Raw genomic sequence first — 23,920 nt, forward strand, 5'->3', positions numbered from 1 at the left:
TCATGGGCGAGTTCAACGACCCGCTGTCCGAACTGTCTGGCTCGCTGGGCCAGGACTACGAGCAAAGCCGTGCCGCCCAGCGCGACCGAGTGATCGCTGAGCTCAAGCAGGTAATCGAGCGCGTGCCCGAGCAGAGCGAGTTCACCAACTCCCGGCGTTACCGGATCTGGGGGCCAGTATTGTTGCTGGGTGCACTGATTATCACGGCCGTGACCTTCAACCCGGAACGCTTGGGGGCGGTTGCAGCAGGTGTCTTCATCACCTTGATCGCAGCAGCGGTGACCTGGCAACACCGTAATGCCGGTACCCAGGTATTCATGCGCTTGACCCGCCGGCAGTTGTTCGTCGATACGCTGGATGCACCGGTAGACCTGGCGGAAGTGGAGGACGTTTCGGTCAAGGATGAAGGGCTGGTCATGGTACAGACGCTGGAAATGAGCAGCGAAGCCGTCCTGCCAAAGCATCATGTGGTGAAACTGCAGTTCTTCGGTAACCAGGCCATGGTGTTGAAGAAACCGCGACCGCAGATCCGCATCATGTCCGCAGGCCTGGCCAGCAACGGACGCAAGCTGGGGAACGAGGAAGTGCTCGCGCTGCTGGCAGCCTACCGCGATGCGGCACATGCGCAACGGCAATTGGATCTGTTGCAGAACGATGGATAACGGCGAACGCGAAGCCCACCTCGCGTACCTGCAGGCTCAGGCTGATGGCCCCACCGACAGCTTCGTACTGCTGGAGCATTCGCTCGGTAACGCGCTGGCATGTGCTGTGATTGGCCTGTTGTTCGGCGCGCTGGGCATATGGCTGACCGCTCTGGCGGTGCGGTTCAGTCCCGGTGCCAGCAGCGGTGTCATCTGGCTGATGTCTGGTTTCGGCCTCGGCCTGGCCGGCGTCGGGGTGGCGGGGCTGGCCTGTGCCGTCGTGCTATACCGCCGGCACGGCAAGCGGGTGCTGAGCGTGACACCAGATACCCTGTGCTTCGCCAACGCGCAGGCGCCGACCCCACTGGACTCCTTCGACGGCTTCGAGGTCGAGCAGGGTTACTTCACTACCTGGCTGATCTTTACCGTGTCGGCGTTCAGCCATGCACCAGTGCTGGCACCGGCCTGTTTCAGGGCGCTGGCCTCACCTGACGCGGTGGTCGTCGCGGGCGGCTTGCGCGTCAGGCTGTGGCTGTGCACGCCCGTCGTGGCTGGGCGACGCCTTGGCCTGCAGGAACTGGTGGATCTGCTTTATGCCTATGTGCAAGCGGCCCAGGCCAGGCGTACGTTGGCGCAGCTGTTTCCGGGTGTGGCGCGGATGGGTGAAGCGGCCAGATGAGCCTGAACGTGACCATTGGCGCTCTGGGGCAATGAAGCGCTTCGGCTGGGGCCTGATCCTGCTGCTGTTGCCTCTGGTGCTGTTTGGCTGGGGTAAAGTGCAGTACTGGCGGGCTGACACGGCGCAGGATCAGGCCCGGACCATACGGCAATGGCTGGCTGCCCCCGATGAGACGTTGCCACGCCAATTGCCGTGGGAAGCCCGCAAGGAGCTTGCCAGGCATGTCGATCCGCGGCAGGCCCTGCAGCGCCAACTGGACCTGCTCGATGCGGATCGCCACTGGGTAAGCGTACGCAAGGTGATGGCAAGTGTGAGCTGCTGGCTGGCAGTGGCCACTCTGCTGGCAGGCCTCTGGGCCTGGCTCAAGCTGAAGTTGGACGCCTGGCGGGCGCTGCGCTCTGCGGCCTACCTGTATGAACGCATGATGGCCAACTGGCAGGCCCTGGGCTGTTGCTTGAGTCTCTACATGGTCATGCTTGCCGGTTCGCTGTGCCTGTTGCTGCTCTATGAGGCCAGTTCCGGAGCAAGCCGCGCAGCGCAGGGCGGCATGACGGTGCTGGTCGTGGTGCTGCCGCTGGCCTCAGTCCTGGTTGTGTGTGTTCGCCAGGTCTGGCGAATGCGTCGGCACTGGCCGCTGATGCAGTCTCCGACCGCCAGTTTTCTCGCCCGCCCGCTAGGCAGGCAGGCGACGCCAGCGGTGTGGCAGTGGATCGAGACCTTGGCAACACAACTGCACGCGCCTGTCCCGGACCATATCGTGGTCGGCCTTGACCAGGGTTTTTTCGTCACCAGTGTTCCGATCCTGCTGCAGCCCGGGGGGCAGGTCCTCAGGGGGCGCACGTTGTATCTGCCTCTACCTTGCCTGGCTGCCTTGAGCCAGGCCGAGGCGGCCTCGGTCATCGGTCACGAACTGGGCCATTTCAGGCGCCGTGATACGGAGCGGGGCAGCGAAACCAGTGCGCGTTTCAGCCTGATGTGCGCGCATTATTCGGCCATGGTCGGTGACGAGGATGCTCCGCGCTGGGTGGTTCGGCCCACCTTGTGGCTGGCCGGGCAGTTCTTGCACCATTTCCAGCTTGCGGTTCATCACTGGGGGCGTGCACAGGAATTGCTGGCTGATCGGGCAGGTGCCGAGGTCGTTGGCCCGAAGCTGTTCGTACAGGCGCTGTTACGGGTGATTGCCCTGGGTCGGGTGATCGACGGCTTGTTGGTCGCACACGGTGGCAGCAACCTATTGCGGGCGCTGGCGGCGCACCTGCAAGGCACGCCGTTGCATCTGGGCGAGGAAGTGCTGGGGCTGGCCACTGCCCATCCGTTCGATACGCACCCCGACCTCGCCACGCGCCTGAACAACCTGGACATCCTGCTCGACCCGCAATTGCTGCAGGCCGCCTTGCGCGTGCCGTCCGCTGATGACCAGCAGTGGTTCAATGACCTTTGTCTGGCTCCAGGCAGCACTTGCGATAGCAAGGCTGCGGGCAGCATCCAAAGAGACTTCACTTAATATTTCCCATTTGCAGGTGTATCGTATTCGCCCTTCATCGCCAGCCATGCTGGCAGCTTGATTGCGCAGAACACGAGGTACCCGCACCAATGTCCTTCACCCGTCGACAAATGCTCAAGGGCCTGACCGGCCTTGCAGTGGTAGGCCTGGGCGCCGGAGGCGCGGCGCGTTACTGGCTTGGCAAGGTCGAAGACGACAACGCCGGGCACGACTATGAACTGATCGCCGCGCCCCTGGACGTCGAGCTGGTGCCGGGCTTCAAGACCGAGGCCTGGGCCTTCGGCCCGTCGGCGCCGGGCACCGAGCTGCGGGTGCGCCAGGGCACCTGGTTGCGGGTGCGCTTCATCAACCATCTGCCCGTCGAGACCACCATCCACTGGCACGGTATCCGCCTGCCGCTGGAAATGGACGGCGTGCCGTACGTATCGCAATTGCCGGTCAAGCCCGGCGAATACTTCGATTACAAGTTCCGTGTGCCGGATGCCGGCAGCTACTGGTATCACCCCCATGTGAGCAGCTCCGAGGAACTGGGGCGTGGGCTGGTTGGCCCACTGATTGTCGAAGAGCGCGAACCGACCGGTTTCAAGCACGAGCGCACCCTTAGCCTGAAGAACTGGCACGTGGACGAGCAGGGCGCCTGGCTGCCGTTCAGCATCCCCCGCGAGGCGGCCCGCAACGGCACCGCCGGGCGCCTGATTACCATCAACGGTCAGGCTGAGTCGGTCACCGAACTGCCGGCAGGGCAGGTGGTGCGGGTACGCCTGCTGAACCTGGACAACACCTGGACTTACCGCTTGAACCTCAAGGGCAACTGCGAGGCGATGATCTACGCTCTCGATGGCAATCCGGTGACCCCGCGACCGCTGGACGACGAGTACTGGCTTGGGCCGGGCATGCGCATCTGTCTGGCCATCCGCATGCCCGAGGCGGGCGAGGAAGTTTCCCTGCGAGACGGCTTCGTACGCCTGGGCACCCTGCGCTCGGTGGCCAGCAGCGAGGCGCCCGGCGACTGGCCCAAGGCCCTGCCGCCCAACCCGGTTGCCGAGCCGGACCTGGAGAACGCCGAGAAGCTCAACTTCAATTTCGAATGGGTCGGCAAGGTCTCGGTGAACACCGAGAACGGCAAGCCGCCGAGCTTGTGGCAGATCAATGGCCAGGCCTGGGACATCACCGACAAGACCTGCGCCGACCGGCCGATCGCCACGCTGCAGAAGGGCAAGAGCTACATCCTCGAGCTGAAGAACATGACTCAGTACCAGCACCCTATCCACCTGCATGGCATGAGTTTCAAGGTGATCGCCTCCAATCGGCGCAAGATCGTCGAGCCGTGGTTCACCGACACCTACCTGCTGGGCAAGAACGAGCGGGCCCAGGTGGCGCTGGTGGCGGATAACCCAGGCACCTGGATGTTCCATTGCCATGTCATCGACCACATGGAAACCGGCCTGATGGCCGCGATCGCGGTGGTCTGATGCGACCGCAGATCATCGATCGCAGCCGCGACCAGGAATTCATGCGCCTGGCCCTGGAGCTGGCCGCCGAGGGCGCGGCCTTGGGCGAGGTGCCGGTGGGCGCGGTGCTGGTGCAGCACGGCCAGGTGATCGGCCAGGGTTTCAACCGGCCGATCATCGACAGCGACCCCAGCGCCCACGCCGAAATGGTGGCGATCCGTGCCGCGGCCAAGTCGGCCAGCAACTACCGGCTGCCGGGCAGTACCCTGTACGTGACCCTGGAGCCTTGCAGCATGTGCGCGGGGTTGATCGTCCATTCGCGGGTGGCGCGGGTGGTCTACGGGGCGCTGGAACCCAAGGCGGGGATCGTGCAGAGCCAGGGGCAGTTCTTCAGCCAGGGGTTTCTCAACCATCGGGTGATGTTCGAGGGTGGGGTGCTGGCAGAGGAGTGCGGAACGATCTTGAGTGAGTTCTTCAAGGCGCGGCGGGCGAAAGGTCAATGATCGATCGCGGGGCAAGCCCGCTCCCACCGATATCGTGGGAGCGGGCTTGCCCCGCGATGGCATCACATCGGCGGCGACTGTTCCGCCGGCTTGTCCTTGTTAACCGCAGGCACATGTAGGTTGCCCTCGGCCACCTGGCCTTCGAGCTGCGGCTGCGTGACCCAGGTGAGGATGTCGTAGTAGCGGCGGATGTTGGCCACGAAGTGCACCGGCTCGCCGCCGCGGGCGTAGCCGTACTTGGTCTTGCTGTACCACTGCTTCTGCGACAGGCGCGGCAGCATCTTTTTCACGTCCAGCCACTTGTTCGGGTTCAGGCCTTCGCGCTTGGCCAGGGTGCGGGCGTCTTCGAGGTGGCCACTGCCGACGTTGTAGGCGGCCAGGGCGAACCAGGTGCGGTCTGGCTCCTTGATGCTGTCGTCGAGCTGGTCCTTGACCAGCATGAAGTACTTGGCGCCACCCTGGATGCTCTGCTTGGGGTCCAGGCGGTTGGACACGCCCATGGCCTGGGCGGTGCGCTGGGTCAGCATCATCAGGCCGCGCACGCCGGTCTTGGAGGTGACCTCGGGCTGCCACATCGATTCCTGGTAGCCGATCGCGGCGAGCAGGCGCCAGTCGACCTGCTCGACCTTGGAGCTGGTCTTGAAGTGCTTCTCGTACTTGGGCAGGCGCTGCTGCAGGTGCTGGGCGAAGGTGTAGGCGCCGACGTAGCCGAGGACATCGACGTGGCCGTAGTAACGGTCCTTCAGACGCTGCAGGGTGCCGTTCTTCTGCGACTTGTCGAGAAACTCGTTGATCTCATTGAGCAGGCTGTTGTCTTCGCCGGCAGCTACCGCCCAGCGCTGGTCGCGGGTGTCGCCCAGGTCGAAGGCCACGCGCACGTTGGGGAAGTACACCTGGTTCATGGCCAGCTCGTTGGAGTCGACCAGGGTCAGGTCGATCTGACCCTCGTCGACCATGCGCAGCAGGTCGACCACCTCGACAGCGTCGGACTCCTCGTACTCCAGCCCCGGGTTCTGCTTTTTCAGTTCGGCGAGCTGGTCGGCGTGGCTGCTGCCCTTGAGCACCATGATCTTCTTGCCCACCAATCCCTTGGCGCTGGTCGGCCGCGAGCGGCCATTGCGGTAGATGACCTGTGGGGTCACCTCGAGGTAGGGGTGGGAGAACTTCGCCTGGGCGGCACGGCGCTCGCTGCTGACCAGGCCGGCGGCGGCCAGTACCGGGCCGGACGGCTTGCCCAGCTGGTCGAACAGCTCATCGAGGTTGTCGGCGGTCTCGATCTCCAGCTTCACGCCCAGGTCGTCGGCGAAGCGCTTGACCAGTTCGTATTCGAAACCGGTTTCGCCGTTGCGGTCCTGGAAGTAGGTGGCCGGGCTGTTGCGGGTAATCACGCGCAATACGCCATCCTCCTTGACGCGTTCGAGGGTGCTGGGTTTTTCAACGCAGGCACCGAGCATCAGGAAGAGTCCGGTTGCGAGGAGCCATCTGGCGCATCGCTGGCGCAAAGCAGTGTGGGCGAACATAGGGTGCAGTATACGCAAAGGACCGGCGGCGCCATATCTCGACAATATGTGGCTTGTCTGGTAGCACGTCGCTGTGCCTGCGACAGGGCGCAGCCGGTCATGGGAGCGGGCTTGCCCCGCGATTCGGCCGCTACCGCAATCAAAAGCCCTGGTTTTTTTGACCCCTGGGTCCGGTTCCACCGCCCGGCAGCATTGGCGTTGAGCGGGTGCCGAAAGCCTGCGAATTAGGCTAGAATGCACGGCCTCTAAGCACACCCCTTCCTGAGGCTGTCCCGACGATGTTGATCCTGCGCGGCGCTCCTGCCCTTTCTGCCTTTCGCCACGGTAAATTACTCGAGCAACTGAGCCAGAAAGTCCCCGCTGTTACTGGTTTGTATGCCGAATTCGCCCACTTCGCCGACGTCGACGGCGAGCTGACCGCCGACCAGCAGCAGGTGCTGGGCCGTCTGCTCAAGTACGGCCCGAGCGTGCCGGTGCAGGAGCCCGCTGGCCGCCTGTTCCTGGTCGTGCCGCGCCTGGGCACCATCTCGCCCTGGGCATCCAAGGCCAGCGACATCGCCCACAACTGCGGCCTGCAGTCGATCCAGCGCCTGGAGCGCGGCATCGCCTACTACGTCGCCGGTAATATTTCCGACGCCGACGCCCAGGTCCTCGCCGCTGAGCTGCATGACCGCATGACCCAGCGCGTGCTGGCCAAGCTGGAAGACGCCGCCGACCTGTTCAGCCACGCCCAGCCCAAGCCTATGACCTCGGTGGACATCCTCGCCGGTGGCCGCGCCGCCCTGGCGCAGGCCAACATCGACCTGGGCCTGGCCCTGGCCGAGGACGAGATCGACTACCTGGTCAACGCCTTCCAGGGTCTCAAGCGCAACCCGAACGACATCGAACTGATGATGTTCGCCCAGGCCAACTCCGAGCACTGCCGCCACAAGATCTTCAACGCCAGCTGGGACATCGACGGCCAGGCGCAGGAGAAGAGCCTGTTCGGCATGATCAAGAACACCTACCAGATGCACAGCGAAGGCGTGCTGTCTGCGTACAAGGACAACGCCTCGGTGATCGTCGGCAGCGTCGCCGGCCGCTTCTTCCCGAACCCTGAGACCCGCCAGTACGGCGCGGTACAGGAGCCGGTGCACATCCTGATGAAAGTCGAGACGCACAACCACCCGACCGCCATCGCCCCGTTCTCCGGCGCCTCCACCGGCTCCGGCGGCGAGATCCGCGACGAAGGCGCCACCGGCCGTGGCGCCAAGCCCAAGGCTGGCCTGACTGGCTTCACCGTCTCCAACCTGCGCATCCCGGGCTTCGAGCAGCCCTGGGAGAAGCCGTACGGCAAGCCTGAGCGCATCGTCGATGCCCTCGACATCATGATCGAAGGCCCGCTGGGCGGCGCCGCGTTCAACAACGAATTCGGTCGCCCGGCACTGACCGGTTACTTCCGTACCTTCGAGCAGGGCATCAACACCCCGCACGGTGAGGAAGTCCGTGGCTACCACAAGCCGATCATGCTCGCCGGCGGCATGGGCAACATCCGTGAAGACCACGTGCAGAAAGGCGAGATCACCGTCGGCGCCAAGCTGATCGTGCTCGGCGGCCCGGCCATGCTGATCGGCCTGGGCGGCGGCGCCGCTTCGTCGGTGGCCACCGGCGCCAGCTCCGCCGACCTGGATTTCGCCTCGGTACAGCGCGAGAACCCGGAAATGGAGCGCCGTTGCCAGGAAGTCATCGACCGCTGCTGGCAATTGGGCGACAAGAACCCGATCGCCTTCATCCACGACGTTGGCGCCGGCGGCATCTCCAACGCCTTCCCGGAACTGGTCAACGACGGTGGCCGCGGTGGCCGCTTCGAACTGCGCAACGTGCCCAACGACGAGCCGGGCATGGCCCCGCACGAAATCTGGTCCAACGAATCCCAGGAGCGCTACGTGCTGGCGGTCAGCGCCGAGGACTTCGAGCGCTTCCAGGCCATCTGCGAGCGTGAGCGCTGCCCGTTCGCGGTCGTCGGCGAGGCCACCGAAGAGAAGCACCTCACCGTCACCGACAGCCACTTCGACAACACCCCGGTGGACATGCCGCTGGACGTGCTGCTGGGCAAGCCGCCGCGCATGCACCGCTCGGTCACCCGCGAAGCGGAGCTGGGCGATGAGTTCGACCCGAGCACCCTGGAACTCAAGGACTCGGTCGAGCGCGTCCTGCGTCACCCGGCCGTGGCCAGCAAGAGCTTCCTGATCACCATCGGCGACCGTACCATCACCGGCCTCGTGGCCCGTGACCAGATGGTCGGCCCATGGCAAGTGCCGGTGGCCGACTGCGCCGTCACCGCCACCAGCTTCGACGTCTACACCGGTGAAGCCATGGCCATGGGCGAACGCACGCCGCTGGCCCTGCTCGACGCCCCGGCGTCCGGGCGCATGGCGATCGGCGAAACGCTGACCAACCTGGCGGCCTCGCGCATCGAGAAGCTGTCCGACATCAAACTGTCGGCCAACTGGATGTCCGCCGCCGGTCACCCGGGCGAAGACGCCCGCCTGTACGACACCGTCAAGGCCGTCGGCATGGAGCTGTGCCCGGAGCTGGGTATCACCATTCCGGTCGGTAAAGACTCGATGTCGATGAAGACCCAGTGGAGCGAAGCGGGCGAGCAGAAGAGCGTCACCTCGCCGATGTCGCTGATCATTACCGGCTTTGCCCCGGTCACCGATATCCGCAAGACCCTGACCCCGCAACTGCGCATGGACAAGGGCGAAACCGACCTGATCCTGATCGACCTGGGCCGTGGCCAGAACCGCATGGGCGCCTCGATCCTGGCGCAGACCCACGGCAAGCTGGCCGCCCAGGCGCCGGACGTCGATGATGCCGAGGACCTCAAGGCTTTCTTCGCCGTGATCCAGGGCCTGAACGAAGACGGCCACCTGCTGGCCTACCACGACCGTTCCGACGGCGGCCTGATGACCACCGTGCTGGAAATGGCCTTTGCCGGCCACTGCGGCCTTGACCTGGAACTGGGCAACCTGACCAGCAAGCGCGAGAAAGTCGCGGCCATCCTCTTCAACGAAGAGCTGGGCGCAGTGATCCAGGTCCGTCAGGACGCCACGCCGGACGTACTGGCGCAGTTCAGCGCTGCAGGCTTGGGCGAAGATTGCGTCGCCGTGATCGGCCAGCCGATCAACAACGGTGAAGTGCTGATCAAGTTCGAAGGCGAAGAACTGTTCAAGGGTGAGCGCCGCCTGCTGCAGCGCCAGTGGGCCGAGACCAGCTACCAGGTCCAGCGCCTGCGCGACAACGCCGACTGCGCCGACCAGGAATTCAACGCCCTGCTGGAAGAAGACAACCCGGGCCTGTCGGTCAAGCTCGGCTACGACGTCAACGAAGACATCGCCGCGCCGTACATCAAGAAGGGCGTGCGCCCGCAAGTGGCGATCCTGCGCGAGCAGGGCGTCAACGGCCAGGTCGAGATGGCTGCCGCCTTCGACCGCGCGGGTTTCGCTGCGGTCGACGTGCACATGAGCGACATCCTGTCTGGCCGTGTCGACTTCGAAGCCTTCAAAGGTCTGGTGGCCTGCGGTGGCTTCTCCTACGGCGACGTGCTGGGTGCCGGTGAGGGCTGGGCCAAGTCGGCGCTGTTCAACGCCCGTGCCCGTGATGCCTTCCAGGCCTTCTTCGAGCGTACCGACAGCTTCGCCCTTGGCGTGTGCAACGGTTGCCAGATGATGTCCAACTTGCACGAGCTGATCCCGGGCACCGAGTACTGGCCGCACTTCGTGCGCAACCGCTCGGAGCAGTTCGAGGCGCGCGTGGCCATGGTCGAGGTGCAGAAGTCCAACTCGATCTTCCTGCAGGGCATGGCCGGTTCGCGCATGCCGATCGCCATCGCCCACGGTGAAGGCCATGCCGAGTTCGCCAGCGAAGAGGCACTGCTGGAAGCCGACCTGTCCGGTTGCGTGGCCCTACGCTACGTCGACAACCACGGTAAGGTCACCGAAGCCTACCCGGCCAACCCGAACGGCTCGCCGCGTGGCATCACCGGCCTGACCAGCCGCGACGGCCGCGTGACCATCATGATGCCGCACCCGGAGCGGATGTTCCGCGCCGTGCAGAACTCCTGGCGCCCGGATGAGTGGCAGGAAGACGCGGCCCTGATGCGCATGTTCCGCAATGCGCGGGTGTGGGTGAACTAAGGGTGTACAAGCTCGCCTTCTTCGTCCCCGACAGCCATGTCGAGGTGGTCAAGGCCGCCGTGTTCGCCGCTGGAGGCGGGCGCATCGGCGACTACGACCACTGCGCCTGGCAGACCCTGGGCCAGGGCCAGTTCCGCCCGTTGGACGGCAGCCAGCCGTACCTCGGGCAGACCGGCCAGGTCGAGGTGGTCGAGGAGTGGAAGGTGGAGCTGGTGGTGGCTGATGCGCTGATCGCCCAGGTGGTCGCCGCGCTCAAGCAGAGCCACCCGTATGAAACGCCGGCTTATGAGGTTTGGCCGCTGGCGGACTTCTAGAACGGCGTCGAACGACATCGCGGGGCAAGCCCGCTCCCACAAGGCCTGTTGATACCTTGTGGGAGCGGGCTTGCCCCGCGATGCTTTTCAGCCCTGCAAAGCGCTGCTTAACGCAGGCGCCTTGCTACCCACGACCAGATGCCACACCCCTCCCGCCTGCGGACTCACCCCCAGGCACCCCAGCGCGATCAAGCGTTCCTGCGCTACCTTGCCCTCATCCCTGACCCGTACCCGCACCCGGCTCGAGGCCACGCACAGGGCCTCCAGCAGATTGTCTCGCCCGCCCAGGGCCTGCAGCCATTGATCCGCGACGACCGTCTCGGTGACCACCGCGGCCTTCTCGGCAACCGGCGGCGCCACCCGCGCATGGGGCAGTTCCGCGCGAATCTCGTCGGCCAGCGCATCGGCCATCGGCCCCACCACCACCTGCAGGCTGCCACCGGTACCGGGGCGTACCACGGCGAGGGCGCCGAGGGCCTTCAAGTCTTGGTCGCGGGCCAGGTTGCGGTCGGCCAGTACCAGGCGCAGGCGCGTGGTGCAGGCATCCACGCCCTGCAGGTTGGCCGCGCCGCCGAGGGCGTCGATGTAGCGCCGGGCCCGTGGCGCATCGCTGCCCTCGGCCTGGCTGGCCGCCTGTTCCTCGCGGCCGGGGGTCTTCAGGTCGAAACGGCGGATGCAGTAGTCGAACACGAAGTAGTAGACCAACCCATAGAGCACGCCCACCGGGAACACCAGCCAGCCGTTGCTCGAACGCCCCCAGCCCAGGGCCATGTCGATGCCGCCGCCGGAGAAGGTGAAGCCCAGGCGGATCCCCAGCAGGTCGCAGATGGCCATGGACAACCCGGTCAGCAGCGCATGGATCAGATACAGCAGCGGCGCCAGGAACATGAAGGCGAATTCGATCGGCTCGGTCACCCCGGTCAGCGCCGAGGTCAGCGCCATCGACAGCAGCACCCCGCCAATCAGCTTGCGCCGCTGTGGCAGGGCATGGCGGTACATGGCCAGGCAGGCGGCGGGCAGGCCGAAGATCATCACCGGGAACATGCCGGTCATGAACTGGCCGGCGTTTGGGTCGCCGGCGAAGAAGCGCGCCAGATCACCGGTGATCACTTGGCCGCTGGCCGCCTGGAAGCTGCCGAAAACGAACCACACCAGGTTGTTGAGGATATGGTGCAGGCCGGTGATGATCAGCAGCCGGTTGAGCACGCCGAAGAAGAACGCGCCGATGCTGCCGCTCTCCAGCATCAGCTGGCCGAGCGCGTTGATGCCGTGTTGGATCGGTGGCCAGATCAGGCCGAACAGCAGCCCGAGGAACACCGCCGATACCCCGGTGGCGATCGGCACGAAGCGCCGGCCACCGAAGAACGCCAGGTAGTCCGGCAGCTGGATGTCCTTGAAGCGGTTGTACAGGCCGCCGCCGAGCAGGCCGCAGATGATGCCGGCGAGCATGCCCATGTCGATCTTCGGATCGATCACCTTCAGCGTCGCCACCAGCACCAGGTAGCCGATGGCGCCGGCCAGGCCCGCGGTGCCGTTATTGTCGCGGGCGAAGCCCACGGCGATGCCGATGGCGAAGATCAGCGCCAGGTTGGCGAAGATCGCTTGCCCAGCGTCATGCACCAGGGCGATGTCGAGCAGGTCGGTGTCGCCCAGGCGCAGCAACAGGCCGGCGATGGGCAGGATGGCGATGGGCAGCATCAAGGCGCGGCCGAGCCGCTGCAGGCCCTGGATGAAGTGCTGGTACATGGTGCGCTCCGATTATTGTTGTAGGGCCATGGGGGCCGCGGATTGGGCGTGGGATTGCGCGGCGAAGTCGCGGCAGGCCTGGCGTACGGCCCCGGCGCTGGCCAGGCCCAGCAGGCCCTGGCTGAAGCGGTGGCAGGCACTGGCGTCGAGCTGGCGGACCAGGGCCTTGATCTCGCCGATCTGCGGCGCGCTGACCGACAGCTCGGCCACGCCGAGGCCGACCAGCACCGGCGTGGCCAGCGGATCGCTGGCCAGCGCACCGCACACGCCAACCCAGCGGCCGTGTTTCGCCGCGCCCTGGCAGGTCAGCTCGATCAGGCGTAGCAGTGCCGGGTGCAGGGCATCGACCCGCGCCGCAAGCCCGGCATGGTCACGGTCCATGGCCAGGGTGTACTGGGACAGGTCGTTGGTGCCGATGGAGAAGAAGTCCGCGTGCTCGGCCAGGCGCTCGGCGAGCAGCGCCGCGGCCGGCACCTCGATCATCACCCCCAGTTCGGCGCGCGCCGTCACGCCAAGCTCGGCGGCCAGCCGGTCGAGACGCTGGCGGATGGCGATCAGCTCGGCGACCTCGGTGACCATCGGCAGCATGATCCGGCAGCGCCGCTGCGGGCTGACCTGGAGCAGGGCGCGCAGTTGCTGGTCGAGCAGCTCCGGGCGAACCTGGCCCAGGCGGATGCCGCGCAGGCCCAGCACCGGATTGGCCTCGGCCGGCAGGGGCAGGTAATCGAGCTGCTTGTCGCCGCCGACGTCGATGGTGCGAATGATCACCGGGCGCTCGGCCATCGCGTCGAGCACTGCCTGGTAGGCGTTGCGCTGCTCGGCCTCGTCCGGTGCGGTGGGGCGGTCGATGAACAGGAACTCGCTGCGCAGCAGGCCGATGCCGTCGGCGCCCAGGGCCAGGGCCTGGGCGGCTTCTTCGGCGCTGGCGACGTTGGCCGCGACCTCGATCAACTGGCCATCGCGGGTACGCGCGCCTTGCTGTGCGGCGGCCTGCTGGCGCTGGCGGATTTCGCGGCGTTGCTGCAGGTGGCAGTGGACCTCGGCCAGGCGTTGTGGGGCGGCCTGGGTTTCCAGGCGGCCCTGGTCGGCGTCCAGCACCAGGGGCGTGCCGGCGGGCAGGTCGAGCAGCGCTTCGCCCACGGCCACCAGGCATGGCAGGCCGCGGGCACGGGCGAGGATGGCGACGTGCGAGGTGGCGCCACCGGCGGCCATGCACAGCCCGGCGACATCGTGGCGGGCGAGCAGCAGCAGGTCGGAGGGGGTCAGTTCGTGGGCGACGACGATGGCCGCCGGTGGCAGGCGCAGTTGCCGGGTTTCGCCGAGCAGGGCGCGTAGCACCCGCTGCTGCAGGTCGTAGAGGTCGTTGGCGCGTTCGGCCAGCAACGGGTTGCCCAGGCTGCGCAGGACCTGGCACTGGGTCTCGATGGCGCGGCTCCAGGCATGGCTGGCGGCGACGCCGCCGGCGATATGCTGGCGGGCATCGCCGAGCAGAGCCGGGTCGTCGAGCAGGGCCAGGTGGGCCTCGAGAATCGCCGCCGCGTCCTCCTGGCCGCGAGGCAGGTGCCGCCAGTCGCGGTCGATGGCATGGCGGACCTCGGCCAGGGCGCTGTTCAGCGCCTGGTGCTGCTCGCCGGGGTCGTTGTCGCCGCTGTCCGCCGGCAGGCTGATGCCGTCCAGGCGCGCCAGTGGCCCGAGGGCGAGGCCGGGGGCGGCGCAGACACCGTTGAGCACGCCGGGCTCTGCATTGGGCTTGGGCGTGGCGGCACTGGTGGGCACGTGGGGGGCATGGCGTTCACCGACCGAGGCGGTCTGCACGGCGGCGATCAATGCCTGCAGCGCGGCCTGGCTGTCCGGCCCGGTGCAAATCAGTTCGACTTCGGCGCCTTCACCAACGCCCAGGCCCATGACCGCCACCAGGCTGTTGAGGTCGGCCTCGCGCTCGGCGAAGCGCAGCACGGCATGGCTCTGGAAGCCTTGCGCGGTCTGGCGCAGCAGGGCGGCTGGGCGGGCATGCAGGCCGCCGTGATGAGCGACCCGGGCATGACCGCGTGCGCGCTCATGGCTGACCGGTCGTGCCTGCGCTTCGCTGCCCGTGGCCTCGACCTCCAGCAGCGCCGCGCCCAGGCGTGAAGCGCCTGTATCCAGTCGCGTCAGGCCAAAGCCCGGGCCGTTGCTGACCAGCATCACGGTGACCAGGCTGACGCAGTGCTGCGCCACCAGGTCCATGTCGAAGCGCACCAGCGGTTGTCCCTGTTTCACCTGGTTGCCCAGCGCCACCAGCGGCGAGAAACCGCGCCCCTGCAGCTGCACGGTGTCGACACCGATATGCAAGAGGACTTCCGCGCCGTTGGCCGCGCGCAGGGTCAGCGCATGGCCGGTGCGCGCCAGTTGCACCACTTCACCGGCGCAGGGCGCGTGCAGCACGTCGTTCAACGGGTCGATGGCGACGCCGTCGCCCAGTGTGCCGCTGCTGAACACCGGGTCCGGTACCTGGTCCAGCGGTACCTGCGGTCCGGCGAGCGGGGCATGGAGGATGATCTTGTTATTGTCGGGCATGCGCTGTTCCTCGCGGCTTCACTGCGTGCAGGTCACTTTGCTCAGGTGGCGCGGCTGGTCGGGGTCGAGGCCGCGGGCCTCGGCCAGGGCCGCGGCCATGATGTAGAAGCTCTGGATCGCCAGCAGCGGGTCCAGGGCCGGGTGTTCGGCGCCGCTCAGGGTGAGGTCGCGCCCGGCGATATCGGCCGGCGCCGCCAGCAGCACGCGGGCGCCGCGCTGGCGCATGTCGGCGGCCAGCTGCAGCAGCCCGGCCTGCTCGACGCCACGCGGGGCGAACACCAGCAGCGGGTACTGGGCATCGATCAGGGCCATCGGCCCATGGCGCACTTCGGCGCTGCTGAAGGCCTCGGCCTGGATCACCGAGGTTTCCTTGAGTTTGAGCGCGGCCTCCTGGGCGATGGCGAAGCCCGCGCCACGGCCGATCACCATCAGGCGCTCGCTGTCGCGCAGGGTATCGATGGCCGGGCTCCAGTCTTGCCCGGCGGCCTCGCGCAGCTGCGCGGGCAGGGCAAGGCCGGCTTCCTGCAGGGCGCGATCCTGGCCCCAGTGGGCGACCAGGCGGGCGCCGGCTGCCAGGGTGGCGACGAAGCTCTTGGTCGCCGCCACCGACAGCTCAGGGCCTGCGCACAGCGGCAAGTGGTACTGGCAGGCCTGCTCCAGGGGCGAGCCTTCGGCGTTGACCAGCGAGACCGTGGTCGCCCCGCACTGGCCCAGGCGGCGCAGGCTGTCGACCAGGTCCGGGCTCTGGCCCGACTGCGAGAAGCCCAGCGCCACTTGGCCACGTACTCGCAGTGGCGCCTGCTGCAGGGTCACCACCGACATCGGCAGCGAAGCCACCGGCAGGCCCAGCTGCTGCATGGCGATGTAGGCGAAGTAGCTGGCGGCGTGGTCCGAGCTGCCCCGGGCCACGGTCAGCGCCACTTGCGGATCGAGCCGGCGCAGCTGTTCGGCCAGGGTTTCCAGGCGCGGGTCCAGCGTCTGCGTCTGACGTTCGACGACCTCGGCGCAGGCGCGGGCTTCTTCGAGCATCCTTGAACTCATGCGGTTTCTCCTTCGATCATCACGGCGGTCAGGTTCAGTTGGCGGTCCAGCAGCACCGCGTCGGCCCAGGCGCCCGGTTGCAGGCGGCCACGGTCGGCGATGCCGAGATAATCGGCGGGATGGCGGGACAGGCGCTCGGAGGCTTCGGACAGCGGCAGGCCGATCTTCACCAGGTTGCGCAGGGCCTGGTCCATGGTCAGGGTGCTGCCGGCCAGGGTGCCGTCGGGCAGGCGCACGCCGCCCAGGCACTTGGTCACGGTGTGGCTGCCCAGGCGGTATTCGCCGTCGGGCATGCCGGCGGCGGCGGTGGAGTCGGTCACGCAGTACAGGCACGGGATCGAGCGCAGGGCCACGCGCATGGCGCCGGGGTGCACGTGCAGCAGGTCGGGAATCAGCTCGGCGTAGCGGGCGTGGGCCAGGGCCGCGCCGACGATGCCCGGCTCGCGGTGGTGCAGCGGGCTCATGGCGTTGTACAGGTGGGTGAAGCTGGTGGCGCCGGCCTCCAGGGCTGCCACGCCTTCTTCGTAGCTGCCCAGGGTATGGCCGAGCTGCAGGCGGATGCCGCGCTGGCTCAGTGCCTGGATCAGCGGCAGGTGGCCGGCGATTTCCGGGGCGATGGTGATGACCTTGATCGGCGCCAGGGCCAGGTATTGCTCGACCTCGTCGAGCAGCGCCTGGTGGGCGAAGTTCGGCTGCGCGCCGAGCTTGCCGGGGTTGATGTACGGGCCTTCCAGGTGCACGCCGAGGATGCGCGCGCCCTGGCGCGGTTGCTTGAGGTGTTCGCCCAGTTCGGCGAGCACGCGGGTCAGTTCCTCGCGGGGCGCGGTCATGGTGGTGGCCAGCAGCGAGGTGGTGCCGAAGCGACGGTGGGTACGGGCGATGGTGGCGAAGGCCTCGCCGCCCTGCATGATGTCGCTGCCCCCACCCCCGTGCACGTGCAGGTCGATGAACCCGGGCAGCAGATACGGCAGGTCGTTGGTCTGCGGGTCGCACGGCGTACCCTCGATGGCCCGGATGCGGCCGTTTTCGAGGTGCAGTTGTCCGCGCACCCAGCCGTCGGGGGTGAGGATGTTGGCGATGTCCATGGGGGCTCCGGTCAGCGTCGCAGTTCGGCGACGAAGTCGTAGTAGTCGTTGCGGCAGTAGGTGTCGGTCAGCTCGATGGCGGTGTTGTCGTCGAGGTAGCCGATACGGGTCATCAGCAGCATGGCGGTGCCGGGGGCGATGCCCACCTGGGCGGCCAGTTCGTCGCTGGCGTTGATTGCGCGGATGTGTTGCAGGGCGCGGACCACCGGGCGGCCGAGCCGGTCGAGGTGCTGGTAGAGCGAATCGCCGATGGCCTGCGGGTCGCCGAGCAGGCGGGCGGGCAGGGTGCTGACCTCCACCGCCATGACGATATCGTCGGCCTTGCGCAGGCGCTTGAGGTGGACCACCTGGTCGGTGGGCGACAGGCCGAGGCGGATCAGTTCGTCGTTGCTCGGGGTGCCGATGCTGCGCTCGAGCCACTGGGAGCTGGGCACGAAGCCCTTCATGCGCAGCATTTCGCTGAAGCTCGACAGACGTGACAGGGGTTGTTCGAGGCGTGGCGTGATGAAGGTGCCGGAGCCCTGGATGCGATGGATCAGGCCTTGTTCGAGCAGGACCTCAAGGGCCTTGCGCGCGGTGACCCGGGAGATGTCCAGGGTTTCGCTGAGGGTGCGCTCCGAGGGCAGCGCCTGGTCGGCGGTCCATTGGCCGGCGTGGATGGCCTGCTCAAGGTTGCGCGCCAGCTGCAGGTAGAGCGGGGTGGCGCTGGTGTCGTCGGGGCGCAGGGCCGATAGAGGACGCATGGGCGGTGTCCGGTATTGTTGTTGGGTGGAAATTAATACCACTTTAATACCAGGTCAATACCACTGGTCTGATCAGGAATCTCGTTCTTGATTCTGGGGGCGCTTTGCGCCCCTTTCCGACCGGTCCGGCGCCCCGGCAAGGCCGCTCCCACAGGGACCGCACCATGGCAGAACTGGCACATATCCTGTGGGAGCGGCCTTGTGTCGCGAAAGGGCTGCGCAGCAGCCCCGGCGATCTCAAAGACTGTCGGATATTTCCGAACCTGAAACCAAATGCTTCAGCCAGCAAAGCTTGGGAACTATCCTACGCGCTTGCCGGAAGCTGCCGCGTTGTCGGGGAAATACCCCAGGGATAACTTCACCGGGTCGCCACATTTGGTGACCGGGTGTGAGAACCCGCATCACGAAGAACGCCGCTCTGCTATGGCAGCCGTGCGCGGGCAGGCTCTGCCTGACCGGTTTTCTTCGTGACCGGGTTCTCACTCCGTGTACGGCTGCCACCCAATCATGTGAGAACGATCAAGTGGCGGTTCCTGTTAATCACGAAGGAACTTCCCAATGAAAAAACGCGTACCTGACCCGCCCCGTCTCGGACCCTTCATCAGTATCCGTTCCACGCTCACCCGCGATGAGGCCATGACCGCCGCCGTCGAAGTGGCCATCGCCATTTCCGATGTCCTCGATATCTACTTCAAGACCGAACCCGGAGAAGCTCAAGACCGCCTGTTCACCGCCAGCGACTACCTCGGCCAACTGGCCTGCGCCCTGCTCGAACACAAGCCGCAGGTCCGACCATGACTCGCGGCCACACCGCAGGCCGCACGGTCTGCCTGGACCTGTTCAAGGTCGAGCCAGGCGTTTCCTTCGAGGACGCCTTCAGCGAGTTGTCGGTGCTGCTTGGCTGCATCCGCCACCTGACCTGCGAGGCGGAAATGGAGGGTGACCTGCTGGCCGGCAGCTCGGCGCGAATCCTCAGTGCCATGGCCAAGGCGCTGATCGATGACATGGAGGTGGGGTTGAACAGGAAGACCTCATGACACCCGGGGGGCCGCTATGCGGCCCTTTCGCGACACAAGGCCGCTCCCACAGGATATGTACCAGTTCTGCCATGGTGCGGTCCCTGTGGGAGCGGCCTTGTGTCGCGAAAGGGCTGCAAAGCAGCCCCGACAATCCATCGGTCTACCCCGCCCGGCGCACCAACCCACACGCCAGCAACCCCACCTCGAACAGCACCCACATCGGCACCGCCAGCAGGGTCTGGGAAAACACATCCGGCGGCGTCAGGATCATCCCCACCACGAAGCAGCCGACGATCACATAGGGCCGGCTGCGCCGCAGCGTGGCCACGTCGGTCAGCCCCGCCCAGACCACGATGAAGGTCGCCACCGGGATCTCGAAGGCCAGGCCGAACGCCAAAAACAGTGCCAGGATGAAGTCCAGGTACAAGCCGATGTCGGTCATCATCGCCACCCCGTCCGGGGTCACGCTGGCGAAGAAGCCGAACATCATCGGGAACACCAGGAAGAACGCGAACGCCATTCCGCCGTAGAACAGCAGGATGCTCGACACCAGCAACGGCAGGGCGATGCGCCGTTCGCGGCGGTACAGCCCCGGGGCGATGAAGCCCCAGGCCTGGTGCAGCAGCAGCGGCATGGCGACGAACAGCGCGCACATCGCCGTCAGCTTGAACGGCGTGAGGAACGGCGAGGTGACGCTGGTGGCGATCATGCTGGCGCCTTCGGGCAGGTAGCGGCGCAGCGGTTCGGAGATCTGCGTGTACAGCGTCTGGGCGAAAGGGAACAAGCCGCAGAACACCAGCGCAACCACCAGCAGGCAGCGCACCAGGCGCTTGCGCAGGTCGCGCAGGTGGTCGGTCAGCGGCATGCGCGCCGCCTGGTCGAGGGCGAGGGACATCAGGCGCTTTCCTTGGTGTGGACGACCGGGGTCGGGTCATTGGCCGGCGTCGCGTCGAGCTGGATGCCCTGGCGGATCTCCTGCTCCAGGCGCTGCAACGGCGCGGCATCCAGGGCGGGCATGTCGATCTCCCGCTCCACCTGCGTCTTCAACGCATGCAGCGCCCGCCGCGTCTGGCCCAGCCCACGGCCGAGGGTACGCGCCGCCACCGGCAGGCGCTCGGGGCCGAGCACCAGCAAGGCGACGATGCCGACCAGCAGCAGTTCGGTGAAGCCGATCTCGAACATCAGGCCTGACGATCCGATTGCGCCTGCTGCATCGGCTGATTGTTCAGCACCTGCGGTTGTTGCTCGACGCTGTTGTCGGCAGTACCGCCCATGGACTTGCGAAAGCCCTGGATCGCTTCACCGACATCACTGCCCAGCCCCTTGAGACGCTTGGTGCCGAACAGCAGGAAGACGATCAACAGCACGATCACCAATTGCCAGATTCCGATGCCACCCATGTAAGACCACTCCTGTCAGGCCAAAGAAAAAGAAGGCCAATCCTGCCTTGTGCAGATGACGGGCACATGACTGCCATCTGGCTGAAACAACGGGCGTGTTGACTGGCGCTTTTCAGCAGCCACGGGAAGACAGGGATGGGGCGCAGGCGACAACAGGGCGCGGCACTGCTGATGGTGCTGGTGGTGCTGGCGATGCTCGCGGCGGGGCTGGCCTGGCTGGTGGAAGATGGCCGGCGCCAGGTGGACGAGGTGCGCCTGTTGCACCAGCGCGTGCAGGTACGGGCCATGGAGCAGGCCGGGCTGGCCTATGCCTCCCAGGCCCTGCGCGATCCGGCTTGGCGGGCCAGCCCGCTGTTCTGGCAGGCCCTGCGTGGGCAGCCGTTGGCCTATGACTTCGGTGCCGGCAAGGCGCAACTGCGGGTGATCGACCAGCACACATGCTTCAACGTCAATGCCCTGCTGGGCGAGGACGGTCCACGGGCCGAGCGCCAGCTACGCCACCTGCTCGGCGACGACATGGCCGCCGAGCGGCTGGTCGATGCCCTGGCCGACTGGCTGGATGCCGACAGCGATGCCCGCTTGCAAGGGGCCGAGAGTGCCCAGTACCTGCGCCAGCAGCCACCCCGGTTGGCGGCCAACCAGCCAATGCTCGACACCAGTGAGCTCAACCTGCTGTTGGAGCCGGACAGTGGCCGGCAAGGCCGCTACCGGATGCTCTGCGCACTGCCCTCGACCGGTGGCTGGCGACTCAATGCCAACGCCCTGGGGCTGGTGCACCTGCCGTTGCTGGAGGCCCTGTACGAGGGGCAGTTTTCCCGTTCGATGCTCAGCCGCATCATCAGCGGCCGGCCGGCGGCGGGTTATGTGGATGCCGCGGCTTTACGCCAGGCGCTGGGGGCTGTGGACGACGAGACCTTCGCCCGACTCAGCGAAGGGTTGTTGCTCAACAGCGGCCATTTCGTGCTGCAGCTGTCGTTCGAGGAAGAGGGGCGCACGCTGCGCAGCCAGTTCCAGATCGAGGCGCTGGGCGTGGTGCAATGGCATGCGCGGGTGCCGGCGCAGCAGGTGCGGGTCAGGGGGCGGGAGGCGGTGGCCTGGTAGCAGACAATCACAGGCTATACGCAATCTTTGTAGGAGCGGCCTTGTGTCGCGGAAGGGCCGCAAAGCGGCCCCACGATCTTTGTAGCGATGCTGTAATCCCGGGGCTGCTTCGCAGCCCTTTCGCGACACAAGGCCGCTCCTACAGGGTGTACACAAACCCTTGTGGGAGCGGCCCGGCGCTTGGGGCGAATCAGACGGTACCGATCTCCCCACCATCATTACGCTGGATCACCACCGTCGAAGCCCGTGGCCGCACCGAGGTGCCGGTTGGCGTGACATCGGTGGCCTTGTCGGTGGTCGGCCAGTTGTCCGGGTGCTGGATGTTGACGAACATCGTCTTGTTGTCCGGGGTGAAGGTGATGCCCGTCACCTCGCAACCGTTCGGCCCGACGAAGAAGCGGCGCAGGGCCGCCTGGTTGGTGGCGTTGACCGGGATCTGCTTGCCGTTGGCGTCCACCAGGTCGGTGGGGATCACCGCCAGCAGCTGGTCGTTGGTGTAGCTGGTCAGGGTGGCCTCGCCGTTGTCGGTCTCGAACCACAGCACGCCGCGGCTATCGAAGCTCATGCCGTCGGGGCTGGCGAACTGGTTCAGTTCGGTCAGGCCGGAGCGGTTGATGTCCGGGGCGCCGGCGGCATTGGCGCCGAACACGAAGATGTCCCAGGTGAAGGTCTTGTGATCGTCGCTGTCGTGCCAACGGATGATGTGGCCGTGGCGGTTCGGGCCGCGCGGGTTGGCCGCGTCGACCTTGGCGGCGGTGCGCGCGCTGTTGTTGGTCAGGGTCAGGTAGACGTCGCCGTTGAGCGGGTTGACGGCGGTCCACTCCGGACGGTCCATGGGCGTGGCGCCCACGGCGTCGGCAGCGCCACGGGTGTTGAGGATGATGCCCGGCAAATCGGTGAACAACGCGCCGAGGGTGCTGCTACCGGTGGTCGGGGTGGCGACGTCGAGCAGCAGCCAGGCGCCGGTGCCGTTGGCGTCGAAGCGGGCCACGTAGAGCTTGCCCTTGTCCAGGTACTTGGCGCCGGTGGCCAGACGGTCGGCCGGGTTGGCATCGGCCGGGTCCCACAGGGCGTCGGAGACGAACTTGTACAGGTACTCGTTGTTGGAGTCGTCGCCGGTGTACCAGACCAGCGGCTTGCCGGCCACCGGCAGGCCCGGGCAGCAGCCTTCGTGGCGGAAGCGGCCCAGGGCGGTGCGTTTTACCGCCAGGGTGTTGCTGGTGTACGGGTCGATCTCGACGATGTAGCCGTAGGTGCTGGCTTCGTTGCGGAAGTCATCGGTGGCGCTGGCGCCGGTGGGGGTGATGTCGAAGCGGGCGAACTCGCCGGCCACTTCACTGGCGTCACCGGCCGCGGTTTCCCACTTGTACTGGCCGCTGCTGCTGGATACGCCGATGCGCACCTGGTTGGCCGGGCGGGTGCCCTTGTTGACGAAGATGCCGGGCCAGTTCTCCTCGCAGGTCAGGTAGGTGCCCCACGGGGTATAGCCGTTGCCGCAGTTGTTGTTGGTGCCGCGGCACTGGGTGCCGGTGGGGGAGAACTTGGTCTTGACGTGATCGGTGCCGCGCATCGGGCCTGCGATGTCCATCAGCGAGACGGTGGTGAAGCGGCGGTTGAGCGGGTCGTTATCGACCACCTGCCAGCGCCCGGCAACCTTGCTGATGCGCACCACGCCCGCGCCGTGGGCGTTGATCTCCTTGCGCACTTCCTCGACCGGGCGCTTGCCGGCGACGGTGGTGGGGCCGGCCGGGTGCAGGGCGGCGGTGTCGATGTACTCGAAGTTGATCGCCAGCAGGCCATCGCTGGAGCTGCCGTTAATGGGGAAGAAGTGCATGCCGTCATGGTGCATGCCCATGGCGTTGGCCTGGTCGGTGGAGGTGTTGCTGCCATCGGCCTTCCAGGGGTTGGCGGTGGCGTTCAGCGGTGTGCCCCAGGGCGCCAGCACATAGGCGCTGTAGCCGGCGGCGACTACGCAGGCATCGGTGCGCGAGCCTGGAATGGAATTGAAGCCCAGCTTGAGTTTCGGTTTCTCCGGCTGGGGCGCCGGATCGTCGTTGTCGGAGCCGCCGCCGCCGTCGAAGCAACCGGTCAGGCCGGTGCCGGCGATCATGGCGATGGCGGCGCCGAGGCTGCCGCGCACCACGGCGCGACGGCTCAGGTAGGTGTCCATGACACTGGCCATCGGCAGGTTGCCGCTCAGGTTCCGGTCCAGGTTATCGCCGGTATCTCGACTCATCAGTGTGTCCTTTTTTGGCTGAGTTGAAGGAGACCGCGACTCTAGACGGCAAGTATGTCGATTGATTGGCAGAAATGTTAAAGGGCGTTTAAAACGCGCTGCTATTACTAAAGGCCTAGTCCAGGCTGTTTTGGAATTAACAGCGGATTTCTGCCATCAAACTGTCACGCCAACGCCGCAATATCCGGGGCCCAACGTGAACA

Annotated in this window: 20 protein-coding genes; 10 read left to right on the forward strand and 10 right to left on the reverse strand. The window is 66.5% G+C overall.

The window, feature by feature from the left end; all coding sequences use genetic code 11:
* The first annotated feature begins 2 nt into the window (after positions 1–2).
* The 5 genes from AC25ND_RS23595 (at position 3) to tadA (ending at position 4,778) form a co-directional block, all read left to right on the forward strand.
* Complete coding sequence (locus AC25ND_RS23595; RefSeq protein WP_081100399.1) at positions 3–662, forward strand: hypothetical protein; 660 nt, start codon at positions 3–5, stop codon at positions 660–662.
* Positions 622–1,320, forward strand: coding sequence for a hypothetical protein (locus AC25ND_RS23600; RefSeq protein WP_238348151.1), 699 nt, complete (start codon positions 622–624; stop codon positions 1,318–1,320). The genes AC25ND_RS23595 and AC25ND_RS23600 overlap by 41 nt, the downstream gene beginning before the upstream one ends.
* Positions 1,321–1,351: 31 nt before the next feature.
* A complete protein-coding gene (locus tag AC25ND_RS23605; protein WP_186596983.1) occupies positions 1,352–2,824 on the forward strand; it encodes a M48 family metallopeptidase in 1,473 nt (490 codons plus the stop codon).
* Between the two features lie 89 nt (positions 2,825–2,913).
* On the forward strand, positions 2,914–4,296 hold the full coding sequence (locus tag AC25ND_RS23610) for a multicopper oxidase family protein (RefSeq protein ID WP_186596981.1): 1,383 nt from the start codon (positions 2,914–2,916) through the stop codon (positions 4,294–4,296).
* A complete protein-coding gene (gene tadA, locus AC25ND_RS23615; RefSeq protein WP_028691629.1) occupies positions 4,296–4,778 on the forward strand; it encodes a tRNA adenosine(34) deaminase TadA in 483 nt (160 codons plus the stop codon). The genes AC25ND_RS23610 and tadA overlap by 1 nt, the downstream gene beginning before the upstream one ends.
* A gap of 62 nt (positions 4,779–4,840) precedes the next feature.
* Here tadA and mltF read toward each other — a convergent pair whose 3' ends face one another.
* Entirely contained in the window at positions 4,841–6,298 is a 1,458-nt protein-coding gene (gene mltF / locus AC25ND_RS23620; RefSeq protein ID WP_186597012.1) for a membrane-bound lytic murein transglycosylase MltF, read from the reverse strand.
* Between the two features lie 278 nt (positions 6,299–6,576).
* Here mltF and purL point away from each other — a divergent pair, with 278 nt between their 5' ends.
* The gene (gene purL, locus AC25ND_RS23625; protein WP_096049451.1) at positions 6,577–10,476 is read left to right on the forward strand and encodes a phosphoribosylformylglycinamidine synthase; all 3,900 of its coding nucleotides are present in this window, start codon (positions 6,577–6,579) and stop codon (positions 10,474–10,476) included.
* Positions 10,477–10,478: 2 nt separating this feature from the next.
* On the forward strand, positions 10,479–10,790 hold the full coding sequence (locus AC25ND_RS23630; RefSeq protein WP_050704166.1) for a YqfO family protein: 312 nt from the start codon (positions 10,479–10,481) through the stop codon (positions 10,788–10,790).
* An 87-nt stretch (positions 10,791–10,877) separates the two neighbouring features.
* On the opposite strand, the gene nagE is transcribed toward AC25ND_RS23630, so the two are convergent.
* From nagE to AC25ND_RS23655, 5 genes are read right to left on the reverse strand one after another with little or no spacing between them, the layout of a single operon-like run.
* A complete protein-coding gene (gene nagE / locus AC25ND_RS23635) occupies positions 10,878–12,536 on the reverse strand; it encodes an N-acetylglucosamine-specific PTS transporter subunit IIBC (RefSeq protein WP_486976609.1) in 1,659 nt (552 codons plus the stop codon).
* A 12-nt stretch (positions 12,537–12,548) separates the two neighbouring features.
* Entirely contained in the window at positions 12,549–15,092 is a 2,544-nt protein-coding gene (gene ptsP / locus AC25ND_RS23640; protein WP_486976610.1) for a phosphoenolpyruvate--protein phosphotransferase, read from the reverse strand.
* An 18-nt stretch (positions 15,093–15,110) separates the two neighbouring features.
* Positions 15,111–16,133, reverse strand: coding sequence for an SIS domain-containing protein (locus AC25ND_RS23645; protein ID WP_232853520.1), 1,023 nt, complete (start codon positions 16,131–16,133; stop codon positions 15,111–15,113).
* Positions 16,130–17,218 carry an N-acetylglucosamine-6-phosphate deacetylase gene (gene nagA / locus AC25ND_RS23650; RefSeq protein WP_486976611.1) on the reverse strand — a complete coding sequence of 363 codons (1,089 nt, stop codon included), beginning with the start codon at positions 17,216–17,218 and terminating at the stop codon, positions 16,130–16,132. The genes AC25ND_RS23645 and nagA overlap by 4 nt, the downstream gene beginning before the upstream one ends.
* An 11-nt stretch (positions 17,219–17,229) precedes the next feature.
* Positions 17,230–17,961, reverse strand: coding sequence for a GntR family transcriptional regulator (locus AC25ND_RS23655; RefSeq protein WP_028691621.1), 732 nt, complete (start codon positions 17,959–17,961; stop codon positions 17,230–17,232).
* Positions 17,962–18,519: 558 nt separating this feature from the next.
* On the opposite strand from AC25ND_RS23655, the gene AC25ND_RS23660 reads away from it, so the two are divergent.
* The gene (locus AC25ND_RS23660; RefSeq protein WP_280064216.1) at positions 18,520–18,759 is read left to right on the forward strand and encodes a hypothetical protein; all 240 of its coding nucleotides are present in this window, start codon (positions 18,520–18,522) and stop codon (positions 18,757–18,759) included.
* Positions 18,756–18,998, forward strand: a complete 243-nt coding sequence (locus AC25ND_RS23665) for a DUF3077 domain-containing protein (protein WP_028691619.1) — start codon at positions 18,756–18,758, stop codon at positions 18,996–18,998. Before AC25ND_RS23660 ends, AC25ND_RS23665 begins: the two co-directional genes overlap by 4 nt.
* A gap of 142 nt (positions 18,999–19,140) precedes the next feature.
* Here the strand turns inward: AC25ND_RS23665 and tatC are convergent, their stop codons facing one another.
* From tatC to tatA, 3 genes are read right to left on the reverse strand one after another with little or no spacing between them, the layout of a single operon-like run.
* Positions 19,141–19,875, reverse strand: coding sequence for a twin-arginine translocase subunit TatC (gene tatC, locus AC25ND_RS23670; protein ID WP_028691618.1), 735 nt, complete (start codon positions 19,873–19,875; stop codon positions 19,141–19,143).
* Complete coding sequence (tatB, locus tag AC25ND_RS23675) at positions 19,875–20,162, reverse strand: Sec-independent protein translocase protein TatB (protein ID WP_486976612.1); 288 nt, start codon at positions 20,160–20,162, stop codon at positions 19,875–19,877. Before tatB ends, tatC begins: the two co-directional genes overlap by 1 nt.
* Complete coding sequence (gene tatA / locus AC25ND_RS23680) at positions 20,162–20,380, reverse strand: twin-arginine translocase TatA/TatE family subunit (RefSeq protein WP_186596971.1); 219 nt, start codon at positions 20,378–20,380, stop codon at positions 20,162–20,164. The genes tatB and tatA overlap by 1 nt, the downstream gene beginning before the upstream one ends.
* Before the next feature lie 135 nt (positions 20,381–20,515).
* Between tatA and gspK the strand changes: the two genes are divergently transcribed.
* Complete coding sequence (gene gspK, locus AC25ND_RS23685) at positions 20,516–21,481, forward strand: type II secretion system minor pseudopilin GspK (protein WP_186596969.1); 966 nt, start codon at positions 20,516–20,518, stop codon at positions 21,479–21,481.
* A 190-nt stretch (positions 21,482–21,671) separates the two neighbouring features.
* On the opposite strand, the gene AC25ND_RS23690 is transcribed toward gspK, so the two are convergent.
* The gene (locus tag AC25ND_RS23690; RefSeq protein ID WP_486976613.1) at positions 21,672–23,717 is read right to left on the reverse strand and encodes a PhoX family protein; all 2,046 of its coding nucleotides are present in this window, start codon (positions 23,715–23,717) and stop codon (positions 21,672–21,674) included.
* Positions 23,718–23,920: the final 203 nt, after the last annotated feature.

The sequence above is a fragment of the Pseudomonas sp. P110(2024) genome, assembly GCF_057480795.1.

Coding starts and splice junctions, on each gene's coding strand:
- AC25ND_RS23595 (WP_081100399.1), top strand. CDS start 3: ATGGGCGAGTTCAACGACCCGCTGTCCGAACTGTCTGGCTCGCTGGGC.
- AC25ND_RS23600 (WP_238348151.1), top strand. CDS start 622: ATGCGCAACGGCAATTGGATCTGTTGCAGAACGATGGATAACGGCGAA.
- AC25ND_RS23605 (WP_186596983.1), top strand. CDS start 1,352: ATGAAGCGCTTCGGCTGGGGCCTGATCCTGCTGCTGTTGCCTCTGGTG.
- AC25ND_RS23610 (WP_186596981.1), top strand. CDS start 2,914: ATGTCCTTCACCCGTCGACAAATGCTCAAGGGCCTGACCGGCCTTGCA.
- tadA (WP_028691629.1), top strand. CDS start 4,296: ATGCGACCGCAGATCATCGATCGCAGCCGCGACCAGGAATTCATGCGC.
- mltF (WP_186597012.1), bottom strand. CDS start 6,298: ATGTTCGCCCACACTGCTTTGCGCCAGCGATGCGCCAGATGGCTCCTC.
- purL (WP_096049451.1), top strand. CDS start 6,577: ATGTTGATCCTGCGCGGCGCTCCTGCCCTTTCTGCCTTTCGCCACGGT.
- nagE (WP_486976609.1), bottom strand. CDS start 12,536: ATGTACCAGCACTTCATCCAGGGCCTGCAGCGGCTCGGCCGCGCCTTG.
- ptsP (WP_486976610.1), bottom strand. CDS start 15,092: ATGCCCGACAATAACAAGATCATCCTCCATGCCCCGCTCGCCGGACCG.
- AC25ND_RS23645 (WP_232853520.1), bottom strand. CDS start 16,133: ATGAGTTCAAGGATGCTCGAAGAAGCCCGCGCCTGCGCCGAGGTCGTC.
- nagA (WP_486976611.1), bottom strand. CDS start 17,218: ATGGACATCGCCAACATCCTCACCCCCGACGGCTGGGTGCGCGGACAA.
- AC25ND_RS23655 (WP_028691621.1), bottom strand. CDS start 17,961: ATGCGTCCTCTATCGGCCCTGCGCCCCGACGACACCAGCGCCACCCCG.
- AC25ND_RS23660 (WP_280064216.1), top strand. CDS start 18,520: ATGAAAAAACGCGTACCTGACCCGCCCCGTCTCGGACCCTTCATCAGT.
- AC25ND_RS23665 (WP_028691619.1), top strand. CDS start 18,756: ATGACTCGCGGCCACACCGCAGGCCGCACGGTCTGCCTGGACCTGTTC.
- tatC (WP_028691618.1), bottom strand. CDS start 19,875: ATGTCCCTCGCCCTCGACCAGGCGGCGCGCATGCCGCTGACCGACCAC.
- tatB (WP_486976612.1), bottom strand. CDS start 20,162: ATGTTCGAGATCGGCTTCACCGAACTGCTGCTGGTCGGCATCGTCGCC.
- tatA (WP_186596971.1), bottom strand. CDS start 20,380: ATGGGTGGCATCGGAATCTGGCAATTGGTGATCGTGCTGTTGATCGTC.
- gspK (WP_186596969.1), top strand. CDS start 20,516: ATGGGGCGCAGGCGACAACAGGGCGCGGCACTGCTGATGGTGCTGGTG.
- AC25ND_RS23690 (WP_486976613.1), bottom strand. CDS start 23,717: ATGAGTCGAGATACCGGCGATAACCTGGACCGGAACCTGAGCGGCAAC.